Annotated in this window: 5 protein-coding genes; all 5 read right to left on the bottom strand. The window is 64.5% G+C overall.

Annotated features, from left to right (window positions below):
• Positions 1 to 390 (bottom strand): hypothetical protein (locus tag AC1DT2_RS14975; protein ID WP_477297163.1); only part of this gene is annotated, 390 nt, incomplete at its 3' end.
• A 62-nt stretch (positions 391 to 452) separates the two neighbouring features.
• Entirely contained in the window at positions 453 to 2,009 is a 1,557-nt protein-coding gene (locus tag AC1DT2_RS14970) for a response regulator (RefSeq protein ID WP_477297162.1), read from the bottom strand.
• 30 nt (positions 2,010 to 2,039) lie between these two features.
• Positions 2,040 to 2,486 (bottom strand): response regulator, encoded by a 447-nt coding sequence (locus tag AC1DT2_RS14965; RefSeq protein ID WP_063571826.1) that lies wholly within the window; start codon positions 2,484 to 2,486, stop codon positions 2,040 to 2,042.
• Positions 2,483 to 4,279 carry a sensor histidine kinase gene (locus AC1DT2_RS14960; protein WP_477297161.1) on the bottom strand — a complete coding sequence of 599 codons (1,797 nt, stop codon included), beginning with the start codon at positions 4,277 to 4,279 and terminating at the stop codon, positions 2,483 to 2,485. The genes AC1DT2_RS14965 and AC1DT2_RS14960 overlap by 4 nt, the downstream gene beginning before the upstream one ends.
• A gap of 228 nt (positions 4,280 to 4,507) precedes the next feature.
• On the bottom strand, positions 4,508 to 5,478 hold a 971-nt coding region (locus tag AC1DT2_RS14955), incomplete at its 5' end, for a GH92 family glycosyl hydrolase (protein ID WP_477297160.1).

The following is a 5,478-nucleotide window of genomic DNA, read 5'->3' as shown; positions in this document are numbered from 1 at the left end:
ATCCGACACGACCACGGGTATGCCGTCGACGTGGCTGGTCCGCCCCTTCTCATCAGTGAAGACGAGGGCATGATGCAGGGTGTGCGGTAGCTGCCCCGCTGGCAGGGTGATCCACACGAACAGCGTGCCGCGCTTACCTGCAATGATGCCGGCTGGTTTGCCCTCATCCGGTACAGGCCGGATCGCGGCATCCACGCCGGCTTCGTCCAGATGCAGGATCACGCGATCCTGCTCATCGAGAACATCGAGCGACCGCGGCCGCAGGGTCCCGGTGTCGCCATAGACGTTGGTGACCTGCAATTCGTAAGCGAGATGCTTGGCGCCATCGCTGCCGGCAAAAGGCGTTGGCGCGAACGGTACACGCGCTTCGACAGGCGCTGGCGACGACACCGGGGCGTCAGCGGCGAAGGCGGATGCACTAGCCCATGCAAGGCCGGCGAGCAGAATGGTCTTCAGACAACGTTCCCCTCACTCGCCTCGAGCGCCTCGCGCACCTTCCGCAACAACGCCCGCGACTGGATCGGCTTCTCCAGCACGTACAGATGATCCAGCTGCGGCAGCTCGTCGAGATTCAGCGGCTTGTCCGGACGGGCGAGAAGCAGCACCGCGCCGGTGTAACCGTGATCCAGCAGCGCGGCGAGCGTACGCACGCCGGTAAACAGATTCATGTCGGCGTCCATGACCACGAGGTCGGGGACGCCGTGGGCTTCGRTCCACTGCAGAGCCGCCGTACCGCTCTGGCTGGCACCTGCCTGGTAGCCGTAAGCGTCCAGCGTGTCGGCCAGCAGCGAGAGCTGCACGGCCTCTTCGACGACGACGAGCACGCGCTCGGCTTCGCCCTGCAGGCTCGACTCCATCACCAACGGCTCGGTGTCGGCGCCGTCTTCCGGATTGAGCGGCAGGTAGAGATGGAACTGCGTGCCTTCGCCGAGCTTGCTGCGGACGCGCATCAGGCCGCCGTGACTGGCGACGATGCGCTTGCACGAGAGTAGCCCCAGACCGGTACCCAACTCCTTCGTTGTGAAGAAGGGTTCGAAAAGCCGCTGCAGCACTTCTGGCGTCATACCGGCGCCGGTGTCGATCACCGACAGACGGAGATAACGTCCCGGCGCGGGCTGCTCGCCTTCAACGAAAAAGTCCTCGGGCAGGTTCGCCTGCGCCGTCTCCACCTTCAGGTGGCCGCCGTCGGGCATGGCCTGGATGGCATTGAGGCAAAGGTTGAGCAGGCACTGCTGCAGCTCGGTGTGATTGCCTTCGAAGGCGACATCGGCGTCGAAGATATCGACGTTCATTTCAATCGAACGCGGCACGCTGCCCTGCATCAGCAACTTCAGCGCTTCGAGCAAGGCACCAAGGCGCACCTGCTCGGCACGACGCGCGCCACGCGCGAACGACAGCATCGAGGACACCATCTCCAGGCCGCGACGGCCGCAGTCACGCACCAGTGCACCCAGGCGCGCCAGCCGCGGATCGTCCGCGTAGTCTTCCAGTGTGTCGCCGGCAAGCAGCAAGGGCTGAAGCAGGTTGCGCAGATCGTGGCTAAGGCCGCCGGCGAGGAGCGCCAGGCTCTCGAAGCGCTGCGCACGGATCAGCTCGAGTTCCGCACGGGCACGCGCCCGCTGCTCTTCCGCTTCACGCAAGGCACGGCGCACGGCGGAGGCCAGGCGTGCCGTGTTCTGCTTGAGGATGTAGTCGGTGGCACCGTTGCGCAGGGCGACGATGGCCGCTTCTTCACCCAGCGTCGCCGAGATGAAGATGAAGGGTATCTCGGCGCTGCGCTCTCGAAGTATCTGCAACGCACGCTCACCACTGAACGAAGGCATGCTCAGGTCGGACAACACAATGGTCGGCTCGAAGCTGTCCAGCGCCGCGGTGAACGCCGGCTCGTCATCGACCAGCATCACCTCGTACTCGAGTCCGTCCTGGTCGAGTTCGGTCAATACGAGCTCGGCGTCGAGGGCATTGTCCTCGACCTGAAGGATCCTGATTTTCTTGTCGTACCCGCCCATGGTTATGCCCGTGCGCCCTCTGTTAGTCGATTACTCGCCGTCCGGGCGCTGGTTGAGCACGGCCCAGAAATGGCCGAGCGTCTGTACGGCGGTGAAGAACTGTTGCACGTCCACGGGCTTTAGCACATAGGCATTCACACCGAGGTCCCAGCTCCGGGCCAGGTCGCTCTCTTCCCGTGAGGACGAAAGGATGACCACCGGCAGGCGCTTCCACTTCTCTTCCGCGCGCAGCTGGTTGAGCACTTCCAGGCCGTCCATGCGCGGCATCTTGATGTCGAGCAGGATCACCGAGGGATCGCCTTCGGGACGATCGGCGTACTGGCCACGGCGGTGCAGCCAGTCGAGGCAGTCCACACCGTCCTCGACATGAACCACGGGATTGGCGAGCTTGGCCTCGCGAAGCGCGTCGATGGCCATCTCGGCATCGGCCATCGAGTCTTCGACGAGGAGGATGGTGCGCAGGTCGCGGTTGTTCATGTGTCACCCATTCTGGACCCCGGAACATCCGAGGCCGGCAAGGAAAAGTGGAAGGTAGCGCCGTTATCGGGCTCGCCCTCGGCCCAGGTACGGCCGCCATGGCGCGCAATGATGYGCCGTACGTTGGCAAGGCCTATACCGTTACCGGCAAATTCGGAAGCCCGATGGAGGCGCTGGAACACGCCGAACAGTTTGCCGGCGTACTGCATGTCGAATCCGGCCCCATTGTCGCGCACGGCGAATTCGTAGTCGCCGGCCGGGGTGCGGTCGAGTGTCACCTCGATCTGCGCACGCTCGCGGTTACCGGTGTACTTCACCGCATTGCCCAGCAGGTTCTGCCAGACGGTACGCAGCATGTTTTCGTCGCCGATGACGATCGGCAGCGGCGTGACCTTCCAGTCGATGCGGCGGTCGCGCGCCTCGGTCTCGACCAGCGCGCGTGCTTCTTCGACCAGCGACTGCATATCCACCGGCTGCAGGCGCAACGCGCCGCGCCCCAGGCGCGAGAACACCAGAAGGTCGTCGATCAGCTGGGCCATGCGCCGCGAGGAGCTGCTGATCACGTCGATATAGTGACGCGCGCGCTCGTCAGCCTTGTCGCCGAGCTGGGTCTCCAGCTTGCCGGCGAAGCCGGAGATGTGGCGCAGTGGCGCGCGCAGGTCGTGCGACACCGAATAGCTGAAGGCTTCGAGTTCGCGATTGACGTCCGATATCTGCTCCACCTTGCCCTCGAGCTGGCGATTGAGCTCGCTGACTTTCTGCTCGACCAGCGCGCGCGCGGTGATGTCGCTGACTGTAAGCAATAGCGCAGGCGCGGTGCTTTCGGGCTGCTCGATGCGGCGGGCATTGATCACCACGAAGCGGTCGATGCCGTCGACGGTACGTTGGGTTAGCTCGTAGTCCCAGAGTTCGCGATCGCGCGAGAGCACGTCGGACAGGCGCTGCAACAGGGCGGTGTCCTTCCAGGCACCCTGGCCGATGGCTTCCAGCGGGGAGTTATGGTCTTTCTCGGCGTCATAACCGTAGACCTCGGCGAACGCGGCGTTGACCAGCAGCGTCCGCAGGTTGCCGTCGAGCATGGCGATCGGTTCGCGCACGGCCTGCACGATGAGCTGGGAGCGCTGCACGGCCTGGGCCACGCGCGATTCCGCGGCAAGGCGAATGGCAATCTGCCGTTCGGAAACGAACACCACGATGCCGAGCAGGGCGATCTGCGCCAGCGCGGCGACAAAAAGTACGATGCGATTGTTCGACGCGAGGTCCTGGGCGGCCTGACGACGTATGTCGAGCAGCTTCGACTCTTCGTCGAGGATTTCCCTGACCTGGTCGCGGAAGGGAAACAGGCGGCGGGAATCCTCCATCGTGGCGAACGCGCCCGTGCGGTCGCCTGCCTGCAGCTGCTGAATGGCCTTATCGAACATGCCGATACGGCCGTTGGCGATCGACTCCAGCCCGCCCAGGCGAGTGAGCTGCTGCGCGTTGTCGCGCATCATCTCCCGGAGGTTGGCGACGAGGCCGGGAAGCAGCTTGCGGGGGGCCTCGATGCGGACGGTGAGATCCGGCTTGTCAGGCGCACCCGCCACGCGCGTGTATATCGCCGCCTCGCTGCTGCGCAGGATGGCGTCGAACCGGTACACGGTGGCCTTGATGTCCGCCGTGTGGGTGACCCAGTCGCGGGAGTTCAGGGCATCCTCGGAACTCGAGCGAGTCACCGCATAGGGCAAGGCTACGATGACGAGCACAGCCACGAGCAGGCCTGCGAGCCGCCAACGCCATCCGGTACGGAAGATCATGCTGTCGTCATCCCGAGACGATTCCTGCCCTTGAAGGGCCCTCATTGTAGACGCCGGGCGCCTCGCTTCGGTGATTCGCCATGACACGACCTCGGACACGATAACGGGTGCGCCGTTCCGCCCCGTGCGCCACCCCGGGGGGCAGCGAATACGGATAGGGAAAGGCGCACCCGTCCAGATGGAGTCGTGCTTAATGCCCAAGGACCCGTGAAGGCCCTGTGACGGTCGTTACGGTGCGGAAGGCGTCATCGAGTACGGCAGCGATGCCGGTGTCTGACCCCAATCCTTCGCCGGAGTGGCCTGCATGGTGAAGTGCAGTTCGCCGCCGGCGACGATTTCCTCATGACGAACAAAGGTGCGATCCAGCGGCTGCCCGTTGAGCGTCACCTTGCCGACGTACGGATGCTTTGCATCGAGATGATCGGCCGAGACGATGAAGTGCTTGCCGCCCGGCAGGTTGAGCGTGGCCTTCTCGATGAAGGGGCGGCCGATCACGTACTGGTTGCTACCCGGCGCCACCGGATAAAAGCCCAGCGCGGTAAAGATGTACCAGGCCGACATCTGGCCCAGGTCGTCATTGCCTACGAGGCCCGTGGGGGTGGGTGCGTACTGGGTCTTCATGATCTGGACCAGGCGCTCCTGGGTCTTCCAGGGCTGGCCGGCGTAGTCGTACAGGTAGGCCACCTGGTGGCTCGGCTCGTTGCCATGGGCGTACCAGCCGATCAGGCCGGTGATGTCCTCGACGTGGGCGAAGGATTTCGGGTCGACCTTGGCATCGAACACGGAGTCCAGCTTCGTGACGAAGGCCTCCTTGCCACCGAGCGCCGCGATCAGACCGGCGACGTCCTGGGGCACATACCACGAGTACTGCCACGCGTTGCCTTCGGTGTAGTCGCTGCCGTACGCGGCCGATGAAGGATCGAACGGCTCACGGTAGCCACCATCGCTCTTGCGGGCGCGGAGGAAGCCGGTCTTGGTGTCGAAGCTGTTCTTCCAGTTGCCCGCCCGCTTGGTGAACGTGGCGGCGACATCGTCCTTGCCCATGGCCTTGGCCATCTGCGCCAGCGACCAGTCGTCGAAGGCGTATTCGACGGTCTTGGAGGCCGCTTCCGGCTGGTGGTCGATGGGCACGTAACCGAGCTTCATGTAGTCGTCGAGGCCGCCGTACGGACCGTAGGTCGCACTGGCCACCATGGCCT

Source organism: Luteibacter sp. P4_E6 (assembly GCF_056401535.1).
The sequence above is the reverse complement of the archived record's forward strand: the minus strand, read 5'-3'. Positions and strand labels throughout refer to the sequence as shown.